Genomic DNA, 21,835 nt, shown 5'->3' on the forward strand with positions numbered 1-21,835 from the left:
AAAGATTTCTTAAGAACAACCAAACCAATATTGTGCCAAATATCACAAATGATTTTGAATGCCAAGACCGAACTTGTCTTCTCATGCTTCGTACCCGCATGATCATTGGGTATGAAGAAAATCAACATTGCCAAAAATCCGGTGGAATTTTATTTGGCATGAGACTTGTTTGCAATTTCAACACTTCGACAGCATGAAAACCATGGGCACATATACACCTCGAATAAATTGGCTGGCCTGGGGAATCGGAACCGGAGCCATCATCCTCGTATTCCACGAAATCATTGTTCGTCTGGCAACCAGAGAGTGGAGCCGGGCGGATTTCGACTACTGCTATCTTATCCCCTTCACCATTGCCTATCTGGTCTGGGAGCGTAAGGACGAGCTGGAACACATGCCATCAAAGCCGTCCTGGTCGGCACTGGGAGCATTTGTCATTGCGGGCGGTCTCCTGCTCCTTGGCGAACTGGGCGGGGAGTATCTGACCCTTTACCTGGCTCTGTGGTGGGCCGTATTTGGCGTGTGCTGGGCCATTTTAGGCTGGACCAAAATGCGCCTCGTTATTTTCCCCATCATCCTGCTGCTGACCGCCTTTCCACCGCCCAACTACATATACAGCCGCCTGACCATAGGTATGCAGCTGCTGTCCACACAACTCGGAACGGCCCTTTTGCATCTATTCAAGGTCCCCGCTTACCAGAACGGCAACACGATTGACCTCGGTTTCGCGCAGCTTGAGGTTGTGGCCGCGTGTTCGGGACTTAGATTTCTGATTCCCCTTTTCATCGTGGGCATGCTCCTGACCTATTTTTTTCGAGACAAATGGTGGAAACGCCTGCTTCTGATGCTTTCAACTCTTCCTCTGGCCATTATCATGAATGGTGTACGTATCGGCCTCACAGGGCTGTTGGCACGCAGCTACGGCTTGGCTGTACTGGAAGAAGATGCCCACGAACTCATGGGCTGGATCATGTTCCTTCTTTCTACTGGCGTTTTGTTTGGCCTGATGCGGCTATTGGCCGGACGGAACAAAATTCAGCTCAGCCGAAAAGCATCCACGTCGCAACCGATCCCGCCATCTCCCCAAAAATTTTGGAGAACGCAGCCGCTTGTGGCCGGACTTCTCCTTATTCTCCTCGCACACGGCTATCTGGGGTACCGGGAAGCAACTCCTGACATTTTACCCGAAGCCAAGCCGCTGGCCTCATTTCCTCTGACTTTTGACGGCTGGAATGGACGTGGCATCGCCATGGAACAGCGCTTCATCGATACCCTGGATTTTACAGATTATGTACAAATCGATTACCAGAACAATCAGGGGCGCATGGTGGATTTTTATGTGGCCTGGTACCAGAGTCAGAGCAAAGGGGAATCCATCCATTCTCCGGAAACCTGCCTGCGCGGAGGCGGCTGGGAATTTCTGCAATCCCAAGCCACTGAATTGAATCTGCCCGGCCATGCGCCCATGCGGGTCAACCGCGCATTGCTGGACCAGAACGGCCAGCGGATGCTCTCGTATTTCTGGTTTCCGGCCAGAGGGCGGTACCTGACCAACGGCTTGGAGCTGAAGCTTTACACCTTCTGGGACTCCCTGACTAAACGGCGATCAGACGGAGCCCTGGTCCGCCTGATCACTCCCCTCTATCCACAAGAAAGTGAACAGGATGGAGAAGCACGACTTCATGATTTGCTCCAGCATATCATCCCTGTTCTGGAAAATTTACTGCCAGGCGCCGATTACCCAGCAGCCGCCGAGGAATTCAAACTCATGAAAACTGATTCTTCTTCATTTAGCCCATAAGATTGTCATGAACTTCTTGATTATTTTCTACATAGCGTTTCTTCTTTCGACGCTCATGGTGCCCCTGAACATCCGCTTGGGACGTCGCTGGGGGATTGTAGACAAGCCTGATCCCCGTAAAATTCATACCAGTCTCATCCCGCGCACCGGTGGTCTGGCCATTGCTCTGGGAACCTTGGCCGCTCTGTTCGCAGTGCTGCCCTCATCCAGACCGCTGAGTGGCTACCTCGGCGGCGGAGCCGTCATACTCGCATTCGGCATTTGGGATGACATGCGGGACCTGAACTACAAATTAAAATTTCTTGGCCAAATCCTGGCCGTACTCCTTTTTATCGCGCTATCGGGTATCAAAATTTCCTGTCTGGGAGAGCTTTGGCCCGGCTCAACCATATATCTGGGACCAGCATCCATTTTGGTCACCGTGATATTTGTGTTGGCAGTCATCAATATCATCAATCTAAGCGACGGGTTGGATGCTCTGGCGGGCGGACTCTCCCTTCTCGTACTTCTGGCTTGCGCTCTCTTGGGGTATGTTCAAGAGACCCTTCTGCCTATAGCCGTGGCATTAGCTGTCTCCGGCGGCCTGGTCGGCTTCATGCGCTTCAATATGCACCCGGCGGAAGTTTTCATGGGCGATACAGGCAGTCAGTTTCTGGGATACAGCATCGGTATCTGTCTTATGATGTTGACGCAAGGAGAGTCCATCTACAGCCCTGTGTTGCCTTTATTCCTGCTCGGGACACCGGTTCTGGACACGGCCATGGTCATTTACGAACGCATCCGATCAGGCAACAGTCCCTTCAAGCCGGATAAAAATCATCTTCACCATAAACTACTGCGTGCAGGCCTTTCCCAGGAGCAGGCCGTCATCAGTATCTACTTTCTCCATTTCTCACTTATCCTCGTAGGATTTGGAATGCGCTTTGTACAGGATTACATAGCGCTCACAGTATATATTCTTATTTTTTGCGCTATTATGTTTTTACGTCTCGCTATTCACGGAAAAAATATTGATGCGCATGATCTATACTCATCAATAAAAAATGGAATAGTATCATTATTTATTTGGAACGGGAAACCAATAGATATAAGATATTGTATCTCATTTATATTCTGGAAATCTTTTTTCGCTCTATTTTTCTTATTCTTTTTTATAAATATCATTTACATAAATCATTATCCACCATATACGCTGCATACAATTTTAATATTATCTATATTTTTATTGATATTATTTTTTATAGATTATAAATCTATATCTATAAAATATATATATTATATACTTTTATTTTTTATATTATATACTTCTGTGTATGGAAGCATAGGAAGTATAGAAAAATCCATACCCATGGAATCATACAATTTATTATCGTTTATTTTTTTTGCACTAACTTTTTTTTATTTTGGGTGCCTTATTCTTACCCCAGAAAAGACTCCACTCAACCCATTAGATTATATATTACTTGCATTTATACTTCTTCTTATATTGATACCAGAAGGACAGAATGATCCATATAATGTGCGACAAATAATAATGAAAGCTGTCTTGCTGGGACTTGCACTAAATTTAATATTTTCCCGTATCGGGAGAAATAGAAAGTATATTATTTTTGTGACTTGTTTTTTACTTGGCGAAACTGCTTTCATGATTCTCTTTAGAAGAGCTGTTCTCTAAGTTGAATCTGCATAAGCCGATATTTTTACATACGCTCCACACCCTACGAGGAGATTCATATGCGAATGCTGCTATGCTGGATATTGATGGCCATAATGCTCACAGCCTGCGGCTCAAAAGAGAGCCGAAGAGACAGTTTCTTTCAGAATGGCTTAAAGTTGGAGCAGGAAGGACGCACTGCGGAAGCCAGGATACAGGCCAAAAATGTGCTTAAACTCGACCCCAACCATGCCGGGGCCTATCTGCTGCTGGCGCGTTGCGCCCTTAAAGAGCAAAACTGGCGTGAAGCCTTCGGAGGCTTCCAGAGGGCTATGGAACTGGAGCCCCAAAACGTCGAGGCCTTGCTGGGAGTGGGCAGACTCTATCTGATGTCGGGCGAGACAGGAAAAGTTGAAGAAATCTCGGCGCAAATATTACAGATTGATCCCACATCTGTGGATGGGAGCCTGCTGCAGACCGGCGGCTTGCTGCAAAGCAAACGTTTTGAAGAGGCACAAGCCAAGCTGAAAGACATATTGGCCATTGATCCGACCAATGATGACGCGCACATCGCACTCTCGGTTTTTCACGACGCACAGGGACGACCTGACGAAGCCCTGGCTGTAATCGACCAGGCGCTCATTGCCCGCCCCGAAAGCCAGGTCCTTCATTTCCGCGCCGCTAATCTGGCTATGGGCAATGGCAAGATGGAGATCGCGGAAAAGCATTTACTGAGGCTTAAAGAACTTTCTCCCGACAAACGCGGCATCCTGATGCTTCTGGCCGGACTGTACGAGCAGATGAAAGACCTGCCCAAGGCGGAAGGCATATTACGCGATCTGCTACACATGGAACCGACATCGGAAGAAACCCGCCTGCGGTTGGCCGAACATCTGGCTCGCGTTGGCAAGGCTGAAGACGCATTAGTCCTGCTCTCGGAGGCACCACAAGGGATCACGCCCAAGCTCCGCCTGGGCGAAGCCGCAGTCCATGCGCGTGCTGGCAGAATAGGTGAGGCTCAACAGGTTCTGCTCGCCTTGGCCGAGGACCCTTCAGCTGGCCTCTCCAGCATCGATGCGCGTCTGAAGCTCGCCGAGATCAAACTCCTGCAAGGATACCGGAAAGAGAGCCTAGCTCAAACGGATGAGGTTCTACGGCAGGATCCCGCTAATGCCCGGGCACATGCGTTGCGGGGGAGGCTTTTCATGCTGCTAGGGCAAACCGGAGAAGCTATCAGTGAACTACGTATTGCCCTGCGCGACTCGCCGGAGAACGAAGAGTTAACCATACTCATGGCTCGCGCCCATTTCGCCCAAAATAACACACTTTCCGGCGTGGAAGAGTTACGTTCTTTCCTGACCAAAAAACCTGATTCCGTACCTGTACGCATGGAGCTGGCGGCCCATTATCATGGCCAACAACCAGAGATGGCTCTGAACATACTGCGGGACGGATTGGCGCACGGCAATACGCTCCAGTTGCTCGTGGGGATGGGCGATATAGAAATCTCCAGGGAACGCTTTGGCGAGGCCGAGAAGTATTTTCGGCAGGCCGCAGCAGAAGGCAACGATGTAGAGGTCCCACTATTGCGTCTGGGGTCTCTGCAAATGGAAAGAGGGAACAAGTCTGCAGCCCGGATGACTTTCATGGAGCTGTTGAAAGATAAGCCTGATGCCCATGGGGCCGTCGAAGCCCTCGTCGCTCTGGACTTGGATGAAGGTCATTCCGGCAAGGCTCTGGAGCGCTCCCGGGTCAGAGCCGAGTCTCGCCCGGGAGATCCTCTCGCGGCGGACCTCTTTGGAAGAACAGCCTTCAGTCTGAAAAATATGGATATGGCTGAAAAAGCCTTCCGCGAAGCCCAGCGCCGCGCCCCGGACTGGACTGTACCGCCCGCCCGATTGGCCGGACTTTATGCGTCCATTGGGCGCAGAGATGCCGCTGAGGCCGAATGCCGGGCGGCGCTGGAACGCAACCCGGAGTCCGTTGCCGAAGCATTGCTTCTGGGGCAGCTCCTGCAATTGAGCGGAGAGAAATCACAGGCCGAGAAAATCTATCGCGATCTTCTGAGCCGCCGGCTGGAATTACTGCCCGTAGCCAACAATCTGGCCTATCTTCTGGTCTCACTCGAAACACCCACGCCGGAGCAGCTGTCCGAAGCATTGGCTCTGGCCAGCAAAGCCAGCTCCAACGGCGACCCGGTGTCTCAGGATACCCTAGCTTGGGTCCATTACCGCTTGGGAGATAGGGATAGCGCTCTGGAAATATTGGAACAAGTTCACCGACTGCTCCCCGCAGAGCCCACCGTGACCTATCATTTGGCCCAGGTGCTGGCAGACAAAGGACACACCGAAGACGCCAAGGCTCTACTGAAACAGACTCTCGACAAAAAGAAAGACTTCCCTGAGGCTGAAGCTGCCAGGAAACTGATGGAAAAACTCTGACCTCATAAGACTCCCACCCCATTTGTCCGCAAAATCCGGACTGCAATACATGCTGTCCTGAAAAACAAGATTCAAATCAAACTGCAGGGGTCCTTATCTCAATGAGTTACCTTGAAAAAATATCCATCAGAAAGAAAATTATTTTCAACCTTTGCGACAAATTGAATAGATCATTGTTTTCAATATATTGAAAATATGGACTACATTTTGCTTACTTTTAAGAAGTTTATTGCAAACCCATAATTTTAAATGAGGTGTGGAATGAAAAAATTTTTATTGCTAGCAGCATGTTTAGTGCTTTTCTGCACGAATGCCTTTGCCTTTGATCCGACTGCTACCCCTAATTACGAGAAAAACTTTGGGGCTATTGCCCTTAATACCCCGACGCAATTCGGGAAGATGGACCTTATGGCAGGCGATTTTTACCATAAATACACCTTCACTCTTCCCGAATCCATGTTCAACATTTCTGCAATTACATTGCAGTTTCCTGGTGTAAGTTCGATAGAGAATTTTACTGCCTATCTATACAAAAAAGATAGTTTGGAAAAAATTTTCGAAGTAACGGGAGCTTCTTTAACGAAAAATACTAATCTATTAGCTGGCGATTATTTTCTGGCTCTACGGGCCACACTAGCGGTATAGGAGGCTATACTGGTATTCTCGCAGGAGCAAAACCAGTACCTTTGCCTGGAGCGGCGCTCTTCCTTGGTGCAGGATTTCTTGGCCTGATAGGCCTCCGCCGTCGGAATCTGAATGCCTAACTAAGGGCGGGGCCACTCAAATCTTTTTTAAAGGTATGGAAGAAATTCTTCCATGCCTTTTTTAATTCATCCGCATAATGGCAAGGATAACATGAAGAAGTAACTCGCGAAAGTGGAGTAAATATCACAGTTAGACCCATTCAAAACGCATGGCTCGCACAAAATCATCAGCAAAACCATCGTGCTCCACCAGACTTTCCACTGCAACCCGTTCCGGGAGCTCTGCCAACCAATTCCGTACGCCCTCATTTTCCAGAGCCAGCAACGCCCCTGCAAGCGATGTATTACCTGCAAGCCGGATGACCTCTCGTGCAGTCTCCGGAAAAAATCCCAAGCGGCACAGGTCCGCCGCATCAATATATTCGCCCAAGGCACCAGCCAGGTACACACCATTCAAATCTTCCGTACGCAGCCCGGCCCTGCCGAGTAACGTATTGACAGCACAGTTGACCCCGGCCTTAACTTTTAGGAACTCCTCGATGTCCCGTTCAGCCAGATAAACCTGTTCCGTAATCATAAGTACCCGGCCTTCGCGGAACTGACGCACCCCAGAAAAAATCTTACGGGCCAGAGGCATGACTCCGTTCTGGAAATGTCCATCGGCAGCCAGCAAACCCACACGCAGCAATGAGGCCAGCAGGGAAGCATATCCCGACCCGGAAATGCCCTCCACGGGCTCTTCCGCCTGCCAGAACAAACCATCCGGCCCGACGCCAATCCGGGTCAGCACCCGAGGACCGGCCATGGAGCCACAACACAATCCCACTCCTTCGATGGCCGGCCCCATAGGTACGCTGGTCACCAGGAAACGCGAGTCATCCAATGCCAATACAAATTCACCATTGGTGCCCAGATCCGCCAGAAGAAAGGGTCGAGGCGCATGACGCAGAGTGGCCAGTCCTGCACTGACATCCCCGCCCACAAATGGAGCTAGGAGAGGCGGAATGTAAGTATCGGGCAGACGGTTATCCAAAGAAAACACCCGGCCGCCGCGCAAGGGGAGAGAGTATGGGGCAAAGGCCAAAGTATGCAGAGGAGCGCCCACGAGCAGAGCAGTCATGACGCTGTTTCCAGCCACCGCTAAGGATAACGCGCCCGTTTCCCGCACCAGTGCCGTCAGGACGGAAAGGACAGACTCACGCAGAACGGCGGCACCGCGTTCCGAGCCCAAAGCATAACGCAGTCGGGACATAATCTCGCTGCCCGCTCCCATCTGTGGATTGACCAGCGAGTGCTCCAGTCTGTCGCCCGAAACGGCCCACTTGATCCGGGTTGTCCCCAGATCCACGGCCAAGCTGCTGCCTGAAACGGCATGAACCGGACGAGGGACTGCCGCAAAGACCTCAATCCGACAGGACACGAGCAGGACATGCTTACAAGCCAGACGCCAGCCGGAGGCCAGTTCATCATCTGAAAGCCGGGCTTGCTCCTCCGGCATGGGAGACGGAGCGGCATCCAGAAACCGGACCCGACACCTGCCACACAGACCAGCTCCAGCGCACAACGCCTGACTTGCGGTGACACCACTTTCAAAAAGCACATGCAACAGCAGCGCGCCTTTTTGCACGTGTACAACCTGCCGTCGGCTTTCCTGAAAAATTTCGACAATCAGCACAACAGGAGGCGCTTTACTCCAGGACACATGGCCTCGGCCTGTCCCACGACCACAGCCAGTTCGCCCTGCTCGTGCAGCCAAGCCAGCAACGACGGACATTTCTCCTCCGGCACACCGAGCAGCAACCCCCCGGAAGTCTGAGCATCGAAGACAATATCCACCGCCATGGCATCCATGCCATCGGAGACCTCTGTCTCGGCCTGGCAAAAGCCACGATTAGAATGACTCCCCTGAGGCACAAGGCCCTGCGTGGCCAATTCCAGAGCTCCTGACATGACCGGCACATCAGCTACATGCAGCCGTGCTGAGCAATCTGAAGCCCGGAGCATTTCCAACAGATGCCCTCCAAGACCGAAGCCCGTCACATCCGTGGCCGCCCGCAGTCCAAAACGAGTGATGGCCTCGCCGGGGATCCGATTCAGCCGCGCGGCCCAGCGGAAGATCTCTTCCTCGTATCCATCCGCACCCCGCCACTGGGCCTTCACGGCCGTAGCCAGCACTCCCGACCCGACGGGCTTGGTCAGAACCAGCCGATCGCCGGGCCGCAAGCCCGAGTTGGTGGCAAAACCGTCCGGGTCCACGAGGCCGGAAACAGACAAGCCATACTTGATCTCGCGGTCCTGTACGCTGTGCCCTCCCACTAACATAGCCCCAGACTCACGCACTTTGAGCAGCCCCCCCCGAAGAATCTCCCGTAGTACGCATCCATCCATAGAACCAGCCGGGAAACAAACCACATTCATCACCGCATAAGGCTCCCCGCCCATGGCATAAACATCTGACAGGGCATTCGCCGCCGCGATCTGGCCGAAACGAAATGGATCATTGACCACCGGCGTCAGGAAATCGATGGTCTGGACCAATGCCTTCCCGGGGGGAAAACACACCACAGCGGCATCCTCGGCATTACCCAGTCCTGTCAGAATTCTCGGATCCGCATGAGCTTCGAGCACGGAGAGCGCCTGCTCCAGGTCCCCTGGAGACAATTTGGACGCTCACCCTGCAGCGGATACGCTCTGCACCAATGGCACAGTATTCATGAAATATCCTCGGTAGGTTTGAGGTTTGCCTGCAGAAATTCAATCAACTTGGCCGCAGCCGGAAAAAGAGAACGTTTTTTATGAAAAACTGCGTAAAATGAGCGCTCCATTCGCAGACCGGGCAGATCGACCGCGACAAGACGTCCGGAGCACAGTGCATCCCGCACGGTAACGACAGAAGTAATGCCTGCGCCCATGCCTTCCTCAAGACAACGGGCCATGGCTCCGGCGTTACGTACCATAATACTCACATGCAGCGCCCTCGCCTCCAGCCCCAAATGCCCCAGAGCTGTATCCATGGCGGCCCTTGTTCCTGATCCCTCTTCTCGCATGACCCAAGGCAGTTTCCGCACCATGGATGCGGCATCTCCATCTGCGTATTTGTCACGCAGCACAGGGACCATGACCAAGGCCAATCTGTCCCGCACCAACGGGACATATTCCAGTTCCGGGCCGCCGAATATACCGCCCACTACGCCCAGCATCAATCTTCCTTCCTGCATCTGGGCCACAATTTCCTCTGAATCACCAATTCGCAAATCCAGAATCACATCAGGATACTGCTTCCAGAATCGGGCTAGGTGCGCCGGCAAAATGTAGTTGGCGGGGATAGTGCTGCCACCGAGCTCGAGGCGTCCTGTAACCCGCTCCTGCAGGTAATGGATCTCTGAAATGGCTCCACTGGATATCTCAAAAATTTTTACAGCGTGGGCGTAAAGTACCTCACCAGCCTTGGTGGGTACGACCATACGTCCGATCCGGTCAAAAAGAACAGCTCCAAGCTCCTGCTCCAAAGCAGCCACATGAGCACTGATAGTCGGCTGGGAGAGATAGAGAGCCTTTCCGGCTTTGGAAAAACTGCAATATTCAAAAACCCTGGCAAAGGCCTCCAGCTTCCGAATATCCATATTTTCAAATCCTTCAAATAGAAAAAATCAATCTTTCAAAACAAAAAAAGGCAGCCGCAGCTGCCTCATTTATTTCTCATCTATTTCTCAGTCTGAGATTCGGCTCCACCGGCTTCCACCACAGGTTCAGCCGCGTCGCGCTGAGTAAATTCGATCATGGCCATGGGGGCACCGTCGCCTACCCGGGGTAGGCCAAACTTGACCACCCGGGTGTATCCACCGGAAATTGTCTTGAATCTGGGGCCAATCTCCTCAAACAGTTTCTTTACACTGTGGTGACTGCCCAGAACGGCATATGCCTGCCTGCGTGCATGCAAGGAATCCTCAAGGGCCATAGTCACCAATTTATCGGCGAAGATGCTCAATTCTTTGGCCTTGGCCTCGGTGGTGCGAATCTGCTCATACTCCACCAGAGAACGGGCCATATTCTTCATCATGGCCTTACGATGGTCCCACGCACGGCCCAGCTTTCGGCCGGATTTTCTATGCCTCATCTTCTTCGTTCCTCTTTAACCAGTCCTGATACAATTCGTTGAAACCATCGACCCTGATCCCGAAATCCAATCCCATACTTTCAAGGACCCGGCGAATATCTTCCAGAGACTTCCGCCCAAAATTCTTTGTCTTGAGCAAATCGGCTTCCGTCTTCTGGACCAGTTCTCCGACAATATGGATACCGGCGCTTTTCAGGCAATTACTCGCACGGACAGGCAGCTCCAAGTCTTCAATATTCTTAAAAAGATTTTCGTTGATTTTGTCCTGCGGCTTGGATTTGGCCTTTTCTATATCTGCCGAACCTTCATCAAAATTGATGAAAACCGACAATTGATCTTTCAGAATTTTAGCACTGTAAGCCAAAGCATCTTCAGGAGAAACAGAACCGTCAGTCCAGACTTCCATGATCAGTTTATCGTAGTTGGTCATCTGGCCCACACGGGCCTGCTCGACAGCATAAGCCACCTTGCGGATCGGAGAAAAACTGGAGTCAAGAGTTATAACGCCAATCTCATTGTCCAGCTCTTCATGCATCTCGGCCGGCACATATCCTTTGCCCATCCGGAATTCGAGATCCATGACGAGATCAATATCCTCGGAAAGCGTCGCAATGTGCAGTTCCGGGTTCAAAATGCGGATATGCTGGTTCTCCATAATGGCCGCAGCAGTGACAACGCCCTTGGCGTTGGCGATCAGCTGAACCTTCTGTGGCTCCGGCGTATTCATAGCCACCCGCAACTGCTTCAAGTTCAACACGATATCCGTCACATCCTCGTTCACTCCGGGGATAGTCGTGAACTCGTGCTGTATTCCCTGAATCTTCACTGAAACAGGAGCTGCGCCCTGCAAAGAAGAAAGCAGTACGCGACGTAATGCATTGCCGATTGTCGTGCCAAACCCGCGTTCCAAAGGCTCGCAAACAAACCGCCCATACATATCCGAAGACTTCGAATCACGTACAAGCTGCTCTGGACGCACCAACTCTGCCCAATTCCGGACGTAAACCTTACTGTCTCCGCTATACGTAGAAGTCATGTTTACCGCCTGTTATTTGGAGTAGAGTTCGACAATCAACTGCTCGGTCATGGGGAAAGTGATATCTTCTCTGGTGGGCAGGGCCTTAACCGTTCCTTTCATGTTGGGAGCATCAATTTCAAGCCATGAAGGCACACCGCGCCGGGCCACTACTTCAAGAGCCTCGTTGATGACCAGATTCTTTTTGGTCCGGTCACGAACTTCCAGCACATCTCCGGGTTTCATCTGGATGGAAGGGACACTGATCCGACGACCATTCAGCAGGAAAAGACCATGCCGAACCATCTGTCTGGCCTGGTTACGGGAATTGGCAAAACCTAGCTTATAGGCCACGTTGTCCGCCCGCGTCTCAAGCAGGGTGAGCAGCACGGTGCCAGTCACACCCTTGCGGCGGTCAGCTTCCTCAAAATAACGACGAAACTGCCCTTCCAGAATTCCATACATTTTCCGCACTTTCTGTTTCTCACGCAGCTGCAGTGCGTAGTCACTCGGCTTCTTACGCGCCTTGCCATGGTCACCTGGGGCGTAGGCCCTGCGCTCAAAAGCACATTTGTCCGTATAGCATCTGTCACCCTTCAGAAAAAGCTTTCCGCCTTCTCTGCGGCAAATCCGACATTTTGCTCCAATATATCTAGCCAAGGTACTCTCCCCCTATACTCTGCGCCGCTTGGGCGGACGGCATCCGTTATGTGGAATGGGCGTCACGTCCCGAATAAAGGTCACCCTCATACCCACAGCATTGATGGCCCGCATGGCGGACTCCCGTCCGGAACCCGGCCCTTTCACGAAAATTCCGACAGTCCGCATACCACAGTCCATAGCCTTACGCGCGGCGGTCTCTGCGGCTTTTTGAGCGGCAAAGGGCGTATTTTTCCGCGATCCTTTGAAGCCCGAAGCCCCTGAGCTGGCCCAGCTAACCACATTTCCTGTGGGATCTGTAAAAGTGATGATAGTATTATTGAACGTGCTATTCACATGAGCAATACCCGTCGGGATATTTCTCTTTTCCTTTTTCTTAATGACTCTCTGAGGTCTGGCCATTTTTCACTCCGCCGGGTTACTTTTTCTTCTTACCTACAATGGCCCTGCGTGGCCCCTTGCGCGTCCGGGCATTAGTATGGGTACGCTGACCACGGCAAGGCAGCCCGCGGCGGTGCCTCAGGCCCCTGTAGCAGCCGATATCCATCAGACGCTTGATATTGGCTACGACTTCACGGCGCAAATCGCCCTCGACCTTGTAATGCGCTTCCAACTCCTTGCGCAGGGAATTTATATCTTCAGCACTGAGGTCATCGCTGTTTTTCGTCCAGTCTATACCCGTGGCATCAAGGATTTTGAGAGCGGTAGGCCGACCAATGCCATAGATGTATGTCAATGCGATATCGAGCCTTTTGTTTCTCGGCAAATCAACGCCAACTAATCTTGCCACAATTTTCCCCCTATCCTTAGCCCTGTCTCTGTTTATGCCGTGTATTCTCGCAAATGACTCTAAGCACGCCTTTGCGCTTGATCACCTTGCATTTCGGACAAATCCTGCGAACCGAAGGTCTGACTTTCATTGCATCTCCCAAAATTATCTATGACTGATCAACCATTGACCAACTGACTGAGGGTAACCCTTGATTAGACATGTCTGCTGAATGCTCAAAGTGGACTGAACAACCTTCCATACAGCAAAAGACAAAAAGTCTAATACCCTTATGGATGCGGGACCAACCCCATACTGGAGGTCAAGCCCTTCTCTTCCAGTTCAATGGTTCTGAGCCCAAGCTTTACAGCTGTCCGACTTCATGAAGAAGTGCCACTATCTGATTTGCCTGCCTGAGAACGGCAATCCTTCTCTGATCATTTTCCAGAAAGACGCCTCTGCATTTTTCCTCAATCCCGTCTGCCTTTTATCCTGGCTTTGGCCAAAAGCCCGTCATATCTTCCAGAAATCAAATGGGACTGCACCTGAGACATAGTGTCCATGGATACTCCCACCACGATAAGAAGCGATGTACCGCCATAATAAAAAGGCGTATTGAATTGCAGCATGAGAATCATCGGCAAAACGCAGACGCCGGAGATATACAAGGCTCCCCACAAAGTCAAACGGGTCAAGACACTGTCGATGTACTCATTGGTTTTAAAACCAGGACGTATACCTGGCACGAAAGCACCCTGTTTTTTCAAATTTTCAGCAATATCCTTGGGATCAAAGACAATAGCAGTATAGAAAAAACAGAAGAACACTATCAGGCCCACAAAGCAAAGGTTATATAATACTGAATCGGGCCTGAAATAATTTGCCATGCCACTCAGGAATTCTGCCTGGGAAAAGTTGGCGACAGTGGCGGGAAACATTAAAATCGATGATGCAAAGATGGGAGGGATGACTCCTGCGGTATTGATACGCAGAGGCAGATGGCTGGTTTGCCCTCCATACATTTTCCGCCCAACCATACGCTTGGCATAATGAATGGGGATTCTGCGCTGAGCCCGCTCCATATAAACAATGCCCACCAGCACAGCGGCCATTAAAATAACTATGAACAAAATGATGAAAAGCGAGACATCGCCTGCCGCAAACAGACGATAGGACTTTCCAATACCGCTCGGCAGACCGGCAACGATACCCGCACAAATAATCAGGCTAATTCCATTACCAATGCCGCGCTCCGTAATCTTTTCTCCAAGCCACATCACAAAGACCGTACCCGCAGTGAGCGTCAACACCGTCACCAGCCGAAAGGCCCATCCGGGGGCATAGACAACAGGCGCTCCCGTGGGGCTCGACATACTCTCTACGCCCACCGCGATGCCAAGGCCCTGTACAAGGGCGATAAGCACTGTTCCGTAGCGGGTATATTGCGTGATTTTCTTCCTGCCCGCAGCACCTTCTTCTTTACTCAGTCTTTTGAGCTCAGGGCTGACGACCGTGAGAAGCTGCAAAATAATAGAGGCCGAAATATACGGCATGATACCCAGAGCGAAGATGGAGAGATTCATCAATCCACCGCCGGAAAACATGTCGAACAGCCCGAAAAGCGTATTCTTGGCATTGGCGAAAAAGTCCGCCAAAGCACTGCCGTTCACGCCGGGGATAGGCAAATGGACTCCAACCCGGTAGACGGCCAAAAGCAGAAAAGTCCATAAGAACTTGCGCTTCAGCTCCGACATGCCGACATTTACACCTTTAGGTATGCTCACAGATTTCATCCTTCAATGGAAATGGCTTCACCGCCAGCTGCGGCAATCTTCTCGGCAGCCTGTTTGCTGAATTTATGCGCTGTTATCTTCAGGGGTTTCGTCGCGACTCCATCGCCCAGGATCTTGATCGGCCTGTCGGCTGAGACCATGCCCGCGGCATAAAGATCCTCCACCGTCACTTCGGCTTGGTCAGCAAACTTCTCAAACAGTTCCCCAAGGTTGATGACCTGATAGACAACGCGGAAAGGATTCTTAAAGCCCCTCTTGGGCAGACGCCTGTACAACAGCATCTGCCCCCCCTCAAACCATGCGGGAACGCCCCCGCCGGCGCGGGCGTTCTGTCCCTTGTGCCCTTTCCCGGACGTACCACCTTGTCCGGAAGCCGTACCACGGCCCACCCGCTTCACTTTGGAGCGTTCTTCAGGATATGGATAAAGTTCATGCAGGTTCATGCTTCAACCACCTCAACAAGATGATGCACTTTTCTTATCATACCCCGGATGCAGTCGTTATCGGGAACGGTCCGGATCTGATTGACTTTGCTGAATCCCAACGCCTTGACGGTTTTCTGCTGCGCGGGATTTTGTGTGATCACACTCCGCACAAGCTTTATCTTGATCATCATCATAACCTACTTTCTCTTGACCAAGAGAGATTTGCCTCTCAGTTTCCCCACATGCTCTGCACTGCGCAGAGAGCGCAGACCGGCAAATGTGGCCCGGAGTACATTATGAGGATTGTTGGTACCGATAGCCTTTGTCAGAATGTCATGGACACCTGCGGCCTCCATGACAGCACGCACAGGACCACCCGCAATGATCCCGGTTCCGGCAGAGGCAGGCTTCAACAGCACATGACCCGCACCAAAATTCCCGATGACTTCATATGGGATAGTACCCTCCAGCAGCTCTACCTTCCGCATATCCTTACGGGCGCGATCCGTGGCTTTCTTGATGGCATCCGGAACCTGGTTGGCCTTTCCCAACCCAAACCCTACCGTTCCTCTGCCGTCTCCGACCACGACCAAGGCGCTGAAGCTGAATCGACGGCCACCCTTCACAACTTTGGCGACGCGATTGAGATGGACTATCTTCTCAATGAGTTCAAAATCATTCTGCTGCATGAGTGTCCCCGATTAAAAATTTAAACCGCCTTCCCGGGCGCCCTCAGCCAAGGCCTTTACTCGCCCATGATATACGAACCCATTACGGTCGAAAACCACAGCCGAAATATTTTTCTTCAAGGCTTCTTCGGCTACCTTCTTCCCGACAAGCTTCGCATTATCCACCGTAAGATGAAGGCCCTCAATACTCTTGGTGGATGCCGACGCCAAGGTAACGCCAGCCTGATCGTCTATGATCTGCGCGTAAATATGCTTGTTGGAACGGAAAACCACCAATCTGGGCCTGACGGCTGTTCCATTGACTTTCTTCCGGATTCTCGCCTTACGCTTTTTGCGGGCATCATCCCTGGATATTTTCATAGCACACCCTACTTCTTGCCACCGGATTTTCCGGCCTTCCGACGGATGAATTCGTCAGCATACTTGATCCCTTTCCCTTTGTACGGCTCAGGAGGACGCACCCGTCGAATCTGGGCCGCAACCTCTCCCACCAGCTGCTTATCGCAACCGGAAAGAATGATCTTATTGCCCTCCACCTTGGCCTGTACACCAGCGGGCAAGACAAAATTCACCGGATGGGAAAAACCGATATTCAAGACCACCGTATTTCCCTGAACATTTACCTTGTATCCCACGCCGACGACTTCAAGCACTTTGTCAAAACCCTTGGTCACCCCTAGAACAGCATTGGCCAGCAGGGTTCTGCGTAGTCCATGCTGCTGACGTGCGACGCGCGTATCATCAGACAAGCTCACCATAAGAGCATTGTTTTCAAGCGTAACAGGAGTAGACGGATGGACAGCCAAGTTCAACGAACCTTTAGGTCCCTTGACCACAATACCCTCTCCACCGATTTTCACTTCAACCCCAGCCGGGATGCTTATTGGCAACTTACCAACTCGAGACATTGCGGCCTCCTACCAAATCTCACAAAGAAGTTCGCCGCCAACGCCAATTTCCGCAGCCTTTTTTCCTTCAAGAATTCCTCTGGAAGTGGACAGGATGCAAATACCCAACCCGTTCTGGACGGAAGGAATACTCTTGACGCCGACATAAATACGGCGGCCCGGCTTGCTGACACGTTTAAGCCCGGCGACAACCGCCTTGTTTTCATGGTATTTCAAGTCCACCACGATATTGTCGCCATCTTTGGAGAATCCGGAAATATATCCTTCCTCATCAAGAATGTGCAAAAGAGCTTCGCGCATCCGACTGGGCGAAACAGTAACCGTGGAGTGCATTGCACCATACGCATTGCGAATTCTAGTCAACAAATCTGCGATAGGATCAGTGACAGACATAAGTAATTACCTCATCACCAGCTTGATTTTCTTACGCCTGGCAGTTCTCCCGCAAGGGCCATGTTTCTGAAACAAATTCTGCATACCCCGAACTTACGCATGAATGCCCGAGGCCGACCGCAGATCGGACATCTGTTGTATTTCCGGGTGGAAAACTTTGGCTTCCGCTGAGCCTTGACCATCAAAGATGTACGAGTCAACTTACCGTCCTCCTTACTTCTTGAAGGGCATCCCAAGAAGCTTCAAGAGCATCTTGCCCTCTTTGTCGGTCCGGGCGGTCGTGATGACGGAAATATTCATGCCGACAGCCTTCTCAATTTTGTCCATTTCTATCTCGGGAAAAATCGTATGCTCTTTGATTCCAACGGTGTAGTTGCCGCGCCCGTCGAAACCGCGGTCAGGAATTCCCCGAAAGTCGCGGACTCTGGGCAAAGCGATGGTGATGAACTTCTCCAGAAAGTTCCACATGGCGTCTCCCCGAAGCGATACCCGGCAGCCCACGGGCATTCCTTCACGCAACTTGAAGGCGGCAATGGATTTCTTCGCTCGGGTTACAACCGCCCTCTGCCCGGCAATCAGAGACAAATCGCGTACAGAATCCTGAATGATCTTATTATTCTGGCTGCCCTCACCAAGTCCCATATTCAATGAGACATATGTAATCCGTGGAATCTGCATCACGGAAGAATAGCCGAATTCCTTGGACAGCTCGGGAGCGACTTTATCTTTGTAGAGCCTTTTGAGACTACTCATTGCAGTACCTTAACTGATCGTTTCATTGCATTTTTTGCAATAACGAACTTTCTTGTTGTCATCGGTGATCTTGAAGCCCAGACGGGTGGGCTTGGAGCAAGCGCTGCACACGAACTGCACATTGGAGATATCCAGAGGCATTTCCTTTTCCACAATGCCCCCAGGCTGATTCGCGTAGGGATTGGGCTTCGTGTGCTTCTTCACCATATTGGTTTTCTCAACGATAACCTGATTTTTGCTGCGGAGCACTTTGATGACTTTTCCGATCTTGCCCTTGTCCTTTCCGGCAAGGACTATCACCTTGTCATCTTTATGAATTTTCCAGGCGTGAGTAGACATGACTTACAACACCTCAGGGGCTAGAGATACGATCTTCATGAAGTTCTTGCCCCGCAGTTCCCGGGCCACAGGCCCAAAAATACGCGTCCCCATGGGTTCAAGATTCTTATTCAGCAGTACTGCGGAATTATTGTCGAAACGGATAAACGTTCCATCAGGTCGGCCGATTTCCTTTGTGGTCCTGACAACTACTGCCTGGAGGACATCGCCTTTTTTGACTTTGCCATGGGGGATCGCTTCCTTCACGGAGACCATGATGATGTCTCCGATCCGGGCATAACGCCTCTTGCTTCCGCCCAGCACCTTGATGCAGGCAACCTTCTTGGCTCCGGAGTTGTCTGCGACATCCAAAGTCGTCTGCATTTGAATCATTGCACCACCCCTTTACAACGCTCTTTCGATGATTTTCATCAGATGCCAGTTCTTGCGCGCGGAAAGCGGGCGATGCTCGACAATCTGAACCTTATCCCCAATATGGCATTCATTATTGGGATCATGAGCCATAAACTTCTTTCTGCGGCGGATGTACTTCTTCAGAACAGGATGCTTGACCAGTGTTTCAACGCGGACGACAATGGTCTTGTCGTTTTTATCGCTGACCACGAAGCCAACAAGAGTTCTCTTGTTTGATGCTTTTCCGCTGTTACTCATCACCTGTCTCCATGTCCTTCTCTTTCAATATCGTCAAAATCCGGGCAATGGACTTCTTCACCAGCGGCACTCTCTGCGTATTTTCAAGCTGGGCCGTGGCGTGTTGAAAACGAAGATTCATAAGTTCCTGCCGGAATTCAGCGAGCTTTTCCTGGAGTTTTCCGGAATCCAGATCACGTAACTGCTGAGCGTTCATTCCGTCCTACTCCTTTTCGACTATGATAGTCTTGACAGGCAGCTTATAGGCAGCTCTCTGCAGAGCTTCTTTGGCCAGCTCAACGTCCACGCCTTTGATTTCGTATATCATTCGGCCTCTCTGAACCGGAGCGCACCAACCAACAGGGGCGCCTTTGCCTTTACCTTGCCGGACTTCCAGGGGCTTGGCCGTGATGGTTTTGTCCGGAAAGATGCGGATAAACACTTTTCCGCCGCGCTTGATATGACGCATCATGGCGATACGAGCGGCCTCTATTTGCTGCGAGGTGATCTTTCCACTCTCCACAGCCTTCAACCCGACCTCACCGAAAGCGACCGTCGTGGCACGCTGTGCAAGACCACGCACACGGCCCTTCTGCTGCTTCCGGAATTTAACCTTTCTGGGGCTCAGCATCAGTTATCCACCTCGCTCAAAATCTCGCCCTTGAAAACCCAGACCTTGATACCGATGATGCCATATGTGGTTTTCGCAAGGGCCACACCGTAATCGATATCAGCGCGCAGAGTATGTAGCGGCACACGTCCTTCACGCGCCCATTCAGTACGCGCGATTTCAGCTCCGCCCAAACGGCCTCCACACTGCACCTTGATGCCCTGTGCGCCAAATTTCTGGGCCATCCCCAAAGTTTTCTTGATGGCTCTACGAAAGGCGACCCTGCGTTCAAGCTGCTGAGCAATAGACTCAGCTACCAGTTGCGCATCTGTTTCAGGACGACGAATCTCGTTCACCTCAATGACAAATTCACGACCGAACTTAGCTTTCAATTCAGCGCGCAACTTCTCAATTTCCGCGCCCTTGCGTCCGATAACAATACCGGGACGCGCGGTGAAAAGGATGAGGCGAATTTTGTCTGCGGCTCTTTCAATTTCGATTTTGGAAATGCCAGCATGAAACAGTTTTTCTTTCACATAGTTCCGAAGCTTGCTGTCCTCGAAAACATATTCGGCGTATTTTTTGTCGCTGAACCAGCGGGACTTCCAATTTTTGTTATATCCCAGACGAAAGCCGTAAGGATGAACTTTATGACCCAAAGCACTGCCCTCCTAGAGTTCATCGACAACCACAGTGATGTGGCTGGTTCGCTTGATTATTCTGTATGCGCGGCCCATGGCTCTCGACTGGATACGCTTCCAGCTCGGCCCGCCGTCTATACGGACTTCCTTTACATAGAGTCTGTCCACATCAAGCTTGTTGTTGTGCTCTGCATCCGCGATGGCGGTTGTCAGCACCTTTTCAATCAACCGAGCAGCTTTTTTGGGCGTGAATTTTAGGATATTCAGAGCGTCCTCCACAGGCTTTCCAGTCACATTCCGGGCGACCAGCCTGGCCTTCTGAGGCGAGAGACGTATGAATTTGGCGACAGATCGTGCTTCCATGATAATCTCTTCTCTTCCTGACTACTTCTTCTTATCAGCAGCGTGGCCAAAATACGTCCTGGTAGGAGCGAACTCACCGAGCTTGTGGCCAACCATGTTCTCGGACACAAAAACGGGGATAAATTTCTTCCCATTGTGGACGGCAAAGGTCAGACCCACCATCTCCGGAATGATGGTGGAGCGGCGTGACCAAGTTTTGATCACCTGACGGCTTCTTTCCGCATTGGATTTCTCCACCTTCTTGAGCAGATGGTCGTCCACAAATGGACCTTTTTTCAGAGACCTAGGCATAGAAACTCCTACTTACTACCACGGCGTTTGACGATTAACTTGGAGGACGCCTTCTTCGGGGCGCGGGTCTTGTATCCCTTAGTAGGCTTACCCCATGGCGTCACAGGATGACGCCCGCCGGAGCTTCTGCCTTCGCCGCCACCCAACGGATGATCCACTGGGTTCATCGCCACACCGCGAACCTGCGGACGCTTGCCGAGCCAGCGATTTCTTCCGGCCTTGCCTATGGAGACATTCTCGTGCTCGATATTCCCGACCTGTCCCACCGTGGCCATATTCATGGCTAACACCTTACGGACCTCACCGGAGGGCAGCCTGAGGAGAGCGTATTTATCTTCTTTGGCGATAACCTGAGCATAGGAGCCGGCAGAGCGGACCAGCTGTCCACCGCGACCAGGATAGAGTTCAATGTTGTGCACCAGCGTACCCAATGGAATACGTACCAAAGGCAACGCATTCCCAGGCTTGATATCGGCCTTTTCGCCAGCCAGGATCTGATCCCCGACACTGATCCCCACAGGGCAGATGATGTAGCGTTTCTCTCCATCGGCATAATGCAAAAGAGCGATACGCGCGCTCCGGTTGGGATCGTATTCGATAGTGGCCACTTTGGCCGGGATATCGAGCTTGCTCCGCTTGAAATCAATCAAACGGTAGAGAGTCTTATTGCCCCCCCCCCTGCGGCGAGAGGTAATCCGACCAAAATGGTTTCGGCCGCTTTTTTTAGCCAATCCCTTGGTCAAAGATTTTTCCGGCACGGAGCGGGTAATCTCGTCAAAACTCAGGACTGTCTGAGCTCTACGACCCGCTGATGTGGGTTTCAGTTTCCTGATTGACAT

31 protein-coding genes are annotated in these 21,835 nt (G+C 51.4%); 4 read left to right on the forward strand and 27 right to left on the reverse strand.

The window, feature by feature from the left end:
• Nucleotides 1–127 precede the first annotated feature (127 nt).
• The 4 genes from xrtD to AXF15_RS00885 all read left to right on the forward strand — a co-directional run bounded on the left by xrtD (nucleotide 128) and on the right by AXF15_RS00885 (nucleotide 6,541).
• Nucleotides 128–1,801: a VPLPA-CTERM-specific exosortase XrtD gene (gene xrtD / locus AXF15_RS00870; protein WP_151192240.1), complete on the forward strand. Its 1,674-nt coding sequence runs from the start codon at nucleotides 128–130 to the stop codon at nucleotides 1,799–1,801.
• Nucleotides 1,802–1,808: 7 nt separating this feature from the next.
• Nucleotides 1,809–3,476, forward strand: a complete 1,668-nt coding sequence (locus AXF15_RS00875; protein WP_066602042.1) for a glycosyltransferase family 4 protein — start codon at nucleotides 1,809–1,811, stop codon at nucleotides 3,474–3,476.
• Between the two features lie 59 nt (nucleotides 3,477–3,535).
• Nucleotides 3,536–5,896 (forward strand): tetratricopeptide repeat protein, encoded by a 2,361-nt coding sequence (locus AXF15_RS00880; protein ID WP_066602044.1) that lies wholly within the window; start codon nucleotides 3,536–3,538, stop codon nucleotides 5,894–5,896.
• Between the two features lie 261 nt (nucleotides 5,897–6,157).
• Entirely contained in the window at nucleotides 6,158–6,541 is a 384-nt protein-coding gene (locus tag AXF15_RS00885) for a hypothetical protein (protein ID WP_066602047.1), read from the forward strand.
• A gap of 249 nt (nucleotides 6,542–6,790) precedes the next feature.
• Here the strand turns inward: AXF15_RS00885 and AXF15_RS00890 are convergent, their stop codons facing one another.
• The 27 genes from AXF15_RS00890 to rplB form a co-directional block, all read right to left on the reverse strand.
• Entirely contained in the window at nucleotides 6,791–8,374 is a 1,584-nt protein-coding gene (locus AXF15_RS00890; protein WP_083517776.1) for an ASKHA domain-containing protein, read from the reverse strand.
• Nucleotides 8,269–9,315, reverse strand: coding sequence for a selenide, water dikinase SelD (selD, locus tag AXF15_RS00895; protein ID WP_083517777.1), 1,047 nt, complete (start codon nucleotides 9,313–9,315; stop codon nucleotides 8,269–8,271). Before selD ends, AXF15_RS00890 begins: the two co-directional genes overlap by 106 nt.
• A complete protein-coding gene (locus tag AXF15_RS00900) occupies nucleotides 9,312–10,223 on the reverse strand; it encodes a selenium metabolism-associated LysR family transcriptional regulator (RefSeq protein WP_066602053.1) in 912 nt (303 codons plus the stop codon). Before AXF15_RS00900 ends, selD begins: the two co-directional genes overlap by 4 nt.
• An 80-nt stretch (nucleotides 10,224–10,303) precedes the next feature.
• The gene (gene rplQ, locus AXF15_RS00905) at nucleotides 10,304–10,717 is read right to left on the reverse strand and encodes a 50S ribosomal protein L17 (RefSeq protein WP_066602054.1); all 414 of its coding nucleotides are present in this window, start codon (nucleotides 10,715–10,717) and stop codon (nucleotides 10,304–10,306) included.
• Nucleotides 10,707–11,753, reverse strand: a complete 1,047-nt coding sequence (locus AXF15_RS00910; RefSeq protein ID WP_066602057.1) for a DNA-directed RNA polymerase subunit alpha — start codon at nucleotides 11,751–11,753, stop codon at nucleotides 10,707–10,709. The genes rplQ and AXF15_RS00910 overlap by 11 nt, the downstream gene beginning before the upstream one ends.
• A gap of 12 nt (nucleotides 11,754–11,765) precedes the next feature.
• Nucleotides 11,766–12,392, reverse strand: coding sequence for a 30S ribosomal protein S4 (rpsD, locus tag AXF15_RS00915; protein ID WP_066602061.1), 627 nt, complete (start codon nucleotides 12,390–12,392; stop codon nucleotides 11,766–11,768).
• 12 nt (nucleotides 12,393–12,404) lie between these two features.
• The gene (gene rpsK / locus AXF15_RS00920) at nucleotides 12,405–12,794 is read right to left on the reverse strand and encodes a 30S ribosomal protein S11 (RefSeq protein ID WP_066602063.1); all 390 of its coding nucleotides are present in this window, start codon (nucleotides 12,792–12,794) and stop codon (nucleotides 12,405–12,407) included.
• Nucleotides 12,795–12,810: 16 nt separating this feature from the next.
• Entirely contained in the window at nucleotides 12,811–13,182 is a 372-nt protein-coding gene (gene rpsM / locus AXF15_RS00925) for a 30S ribosomal protein S13 (RefSeq protein ID WP_066602064.1), read from the reverse strand.
• A gap of 16 nt (nucleotides 13,183–13,198) precedes the next feature.
• Nucleotides 13,199–13,312: a 50S ribosomal protein L36 gene (rpmJ, locus tag AXF15_RS13180; RefSeq protein WP_083517778.1), complete on the reverse strand. Its 114-nt coding sequence runs from the start codon at nucleotides 13,310–13,312 to the stop codon at nucleotides 13,199–13,201.
• A gap of 319 nt (nucleotides 13,313–13,631) precedes the next feature.
• Nucleotides 13,632–14,915, reverse strand: a complete 1,284-nt coding sequence (gene secY, locus AXF15_RS00930) for a preprotein translocase subunit SecY (protein WP_236884842.1) — start codon at nucleotides 14,913–14,915, stop codon at nucleotides 13,632–13,634.
• A gap of 35 nt (nucleotides 14,916–14,950) precedes the next feature.
• The gene (gene rplO / locus AXF15_RS00935; RefSeq protein WP_066602067.1) at nucleotides 14,951–15,397 is read right to left on the reverse strand and encodes a 50S ribosomal protein L15; all 447 of its coding nucleotides are present in this window, start codon (nucleotides 15,395–15,397) and stop codon (nucleotides 14,951–14,953) included.
• Nucleotides 15,394–15,567 (reverse strand): 50S ribosomal protein L30, encoded by a 174-nt coding sequence (gene rpmD, locus AXF15_RS00940; RefSeq protein WP_211259021.1) that lies wholly within the window; start codon nucleotides 15,565–15,567, stop codon nucleotides 15,394–15,396. Before rpmD ends, rplO begins: the two co-directional genes overlap by 4 nt.
• 9 nt (nucleotides 15,568–15,576) lie before the next feature.
• A complete protein-coding gene (gene rpsE, locus AXF15_RS13900; protein ID WP_066602071.1) occupies nucleotides 15,577–16,068 on the reverse strand; it encodes a 30S ribosomal protein S5 in 492 nt (163 codons plus the stop codon).
• A 12-nt stretch (nucleotides 16,069–16,080) separates the two neighbouring features.
• On the reverse strand, nucleotides 16,081–16,428 hold the full coding sequence (gene rplR / locus AXF15_RS13905; RefSeq protein WP_066602074.1) for a 50S ribosomal protein L18: 348 nt from the start codon (nucleotides 16,426–16,428) through the stop codon (nucleotides 16,081–16,083).
• A gap of 8 nt (nucleotides 16,429–16,436) precedes the next feature.
• Nucleotides 16,437–16,976, reverse strand: coding sequence for a 50S ribosomal protein L6 (gene rplF / locus AXF15_RS00955; RefSeq protein ID WP_066602082.1), 540 nt, complete (start codon nucleotides 16,974–16,976; stop codon nucleotides 16,437–16,439).
• A gap of 9 nt (nucleotides 16,977–16,985) precedes the next feature.
• Complete coding sequence (gene rpsH / locus AXF15_RS00960) at nucleotides 16,986–17,369, reverse strand: 30S ribosomal protein S8 (RefSeq protein ID WP_066602085.1); 384 nt, start codon at nucleotides 17,367–17,369, stop codon at nucleotides 16,986–16,988.
• Between the two features lie 14 nt (nucleotides 17,370–17,383).
• A complete protein-coding gene (locus AXF15_RS13190; RefSeq protein ID WP_083517779.1) occupies nucleotides 17,384–17,569 on the reverse strand; it encodes a type Z 30S ribosomal protein S14 in 186 nt (61 codons plus the stop codon).
• Nucleotides 17,570–17,582: 13 nt separating this feature from the next.
• A complete protein-coding gene (rplE, locus tag AXF15_RS00965; protein WP_066602087.1) occupies nucleotides 17,583–18,122 on the reverse strand; it encodes a 50S ribosomal protein L5 in 540 nt (179 codons plus the stop codon).
• 9 nt (nucleotides 18,123–18,131) lie between these two features.
• Entirely contained in the window at nucleotides 18,132–18,461 is a 330-nt protein-coding gene (rplX, locus tag AXF15_RS00970; protein WP_066602090.1) for a 50S ribosomal protein L24, read from the reverse strand.
• A 3-nt stretch (nucleotides 18,462–18,464) separates the two neighbouring features.
• Nucleotides 18,465–18,833, reverse strand: coding sequence for a 50S ribosomal protein L14 (gene rplN / locus AXF15_RS00975; protein WP_066602093.1), 369 nt, complete (start codon nucleotides 18,831–18,833; stop codon nucleotides 18,465–18,467).
• A 12-nt stretch (nucleotides 18,834–18,845) separates the two neighbouring features.
• Nucleotides 18,846–19,112 carry a 30S ribosomal protein S17 gene (gene rpsQ, locus AXF15_RS00980; RefSeq protein ID WP_066602095.1) on the reverse strand — a complete coding sequence of 89 codons (267 nt, stop codon included), beginning with the start codon at nucleotides 19,110–19,112 and terminating at the stop codon, nucleotides 18,846–18,848.
• On the reverse strand, nucleotides 19,105–19,308 hold the full coding sequence (gene rpmC, locus AXF15_RS00985; protein ID WP_066602097.1) for a 50S ribosomal protein L29: 204 nt from the start codon (nucleotides 19,306–19,308) through the stop codon (nucleotides 19,105–19,107). The genes rpsQ and rpmC overlap by 8 nt, the downstream gene beginning before the upstream one ends.
• Nucleotides 19,309–19,314: 6 nt before the next feature.
• Nucleotides 19,315–19,722 carry a 50S ribosomal protein L16 gene (gene rplP / locus AXF15_RS00990; protein WP_066602100.1) on the reverse strand — a complete coding sequence of 136 codons (408 nt, stop codon included), beginning with the start codon at nucleotides 19,720–19,722 and terminating at the stop codon, nucleotides 19,315–19,317.
• A complete protein-coding gene (gene rpsC / locus AXF15_RS00995; protein WP_066602102.1) occupies nucleotides 19,722–20,360 on the reverse strand; it encodes a 30S ribosomal protein S3 in 639 nt (212 codons plus the stop codon). Before rpsC ends, rplP begins: the two co-directional genes overlap by 1 nt.
• 12 nt (nucleotides 20,361–20,372) lie before the next feature.
• A complete protein-coding gene (gene rplV, locus AXF15_RS01000) occupies nucleotides 20,373–20,705 on the reverse strand; it encodes a 50S ribosomal protein L22 (RefSeq protein ID WP_066602105.1) in 333 nt (110 codons plus the stop codon).
• A 21-nt stretch (nucleotides 20,706–20,726) separates the two neighbouring features.
• Nucleotides 20,727–20,996 carry a 30S ribosomal protein S19 gene (rpsS, locus tag AXF15_RS01005; RefSeq protein WP_066602108.1) on the reverse strand — a complete coding sequence of 90 codons (270 nt, stop codon included), beginning with the start codon at nucleotides 20,994–20,996 and terminating at the stop codon, nucleotides 20,727–20,729.
• An 8-nt stretch (nucleotides 20,997–21,004) separates the two neighbouring features.
• Nucleotides 21,005–21,835, reverse strand: coding sequence for a 50S ribosomal protein L2 (gene rplB, locus AXF15_RS01010; RefSeq protein WP_066602111.1), 831 nt, complete (start codon nucleotides 21,833–21,835; stop codon nucleotides 21,005–21,007).

Origin of the sequence: Desulfomicrobium orale DSM 12838 (assembly GCF_001553625.1) — a bacterium.
GTDB lineage: Bacteria > Desulfobacterota > Desulfovibrionia > Desulfovibrionales > Desulfomicrobiaceae > Desulfomicrobium > Desulfomicrobium orale.

Coding starts and splice junctions, on each gene's coding strand:
- rplR (WP_066602074.1), bottom strand. CDS start 16,428: ATGAAAATATCCAGGGATGATGCCCGCAAAAAGCGTAAGGCGAGAATC.
- rplE (WP_066602087.1), bottom strand. CDS start 18,122: ATGAGTAGTCTCAAAAGGCTCTACAAAGATAAAGTCGCTCCCGAGCTG.
- AXF15_RS00900 (WP_066602053.1), bottom strand. CDS start 10,223: ATGGATATTCGGAAGCTGGAGGCCTTTGCCAGGGTTTTTGAATATTGC.
- rpsS (WP_066602108.1), bottom strand. CDS start 20,996: ATGCCTAGGTCTCTGAAAAAAGGTCCATTTGTGGACGACCATCTGCTC.
- rplB (WP_066602111.1), bottom strand. CDS start 21,835: ATGTCAATCAGGAAACTGAAACCCACATCAGCGGGTCGTAGAGCTCAG.
- rpmJ (WP_083517778.1), bottom strand. CDS start 13,312: ATGAAAGTCAGACCTTCGGTTCGCAGGATTTGTCCGAAATGCAAGGTG.
- rpsE (WP_066602071.1), bottom strand. CDS start 16,068: ATGCAGCAGAATGATTTTGAACTCATTGAGAAGATAGTCCATCTCAAT.
- rpmD (WP_211259021.1), bottom strand. CDS start 15,567: ATGATCAAGATAAAGCTTGTGCGGAGTGTGATCACACAAAATCCCGCG.
- rplF (WP_066602082.1), bottom strand. CDS start 16,976: ATGTCTCGAGTTGGTAAGTTGCCAATAAGCATCCCGGCTGGGGTTGAA.
- rpmC (WP_066602097.1), bottom strand. CDS start 19,308: ATGAACGCTCAGCAGTTACGTGATCTGGATTCCGGAAAACTCCAGGAA.
- rpsH (WP_066602085.1), bottom strand. CDS start 17,369: ATGTCTGTCACTGATCCTATCGCAGATTTGTTGACTAGAATTCGCAAT.
- AXF15_RS00910 (WP_066602057.1), bottom strand. CDS start 11,753: ATGACTTCTACGTATAGCGGAGACAGTAAGGTTTACGTCCGGAATTGG.
- AXF15_RS00875 (WP_066602042.1), top strand. CDS start 1,809: ATGAACTTCTTGATTATTTTCTACATAGCGTTTCTTCTTTCGACGCTC.
- rplN (WP_066602093.1), bottom strand. CDS start 18,833: ATGATTCAAATGCAGACGACTTTGGATGTCGCAGACAACTCCGGAGCC.
- AXF15_RS00885 (WP_066602047.1), top strand. CDS start 6,158: ATGAAAAAATTTTTATTGCTAGCAGCATGTTTAGTGCTTTTCTGCACG.
- AXF15_RS00880 (WP_066602044.1), top strand. CDS start 3,536: ATGCGAATGCTGCTATGCTGGATATTGATGGCCATAATGCTCACAGCC.
- rplO (WP_066602067.1), bottom strand. CDS start 15,397: ATGAACCTGCATGAACTTTATCCATATCCTGAAGAACGCTCCAAAGTG.
- rplP (WP_066602100.1), bottom strand. CDS start 19,722: ATGCTGAGCCCCAGAAAGGTTAAATTCCGGAAGCAGCAGAAGGGCCGT.
- rpsK (WP_066602063.1), bottom strand. CDS start 12,794: ATGGCCAGACCTCAGAGAGTCATTAAGAAAAAGGAAAAGAGAAATATC.
- rplV (WP_066602105.1), bottom strand. CDS start 20,705: ATGGAAGCACGATCTGTCGCCAAATTCATACGTCTCTCGCCTCAGAAG.
- rplQ (WP_066602054.1), bottom strand. CDS start 10,717: ATGAGGCATAGAAAATCCGGCCGAAAGCTGGGCCGTGCGTGGGACCAT.
- secY (WP_236884842.1), bottom strand. CDS start 14,915: ATGTCGGAGCTGAAGCGCAAGTTCTTATGGACTTTTCTGCTTTTGGCC.
- rplX (WP_066602090.1), bottom strand. CDS start 18,461: ATGTCTACTCACGCCTGGAAAATTCATAAAGATGACAAGGTGATAGTC.
- rpsQ (WP_066602095.1), bottom strand. CDS start 19,112: ATGAGTAACAGCGGAAAAGCATCAAACAAGAGAACTCTTGTTGGCTTC.
- AXF15_RS00890 (WP_083517776.1), bottom strand. CDS start 8,374: ATGTCCGTCGTTGCTGGCTTGGCTGCACGAGCAGGGCGAACTGGCTGT.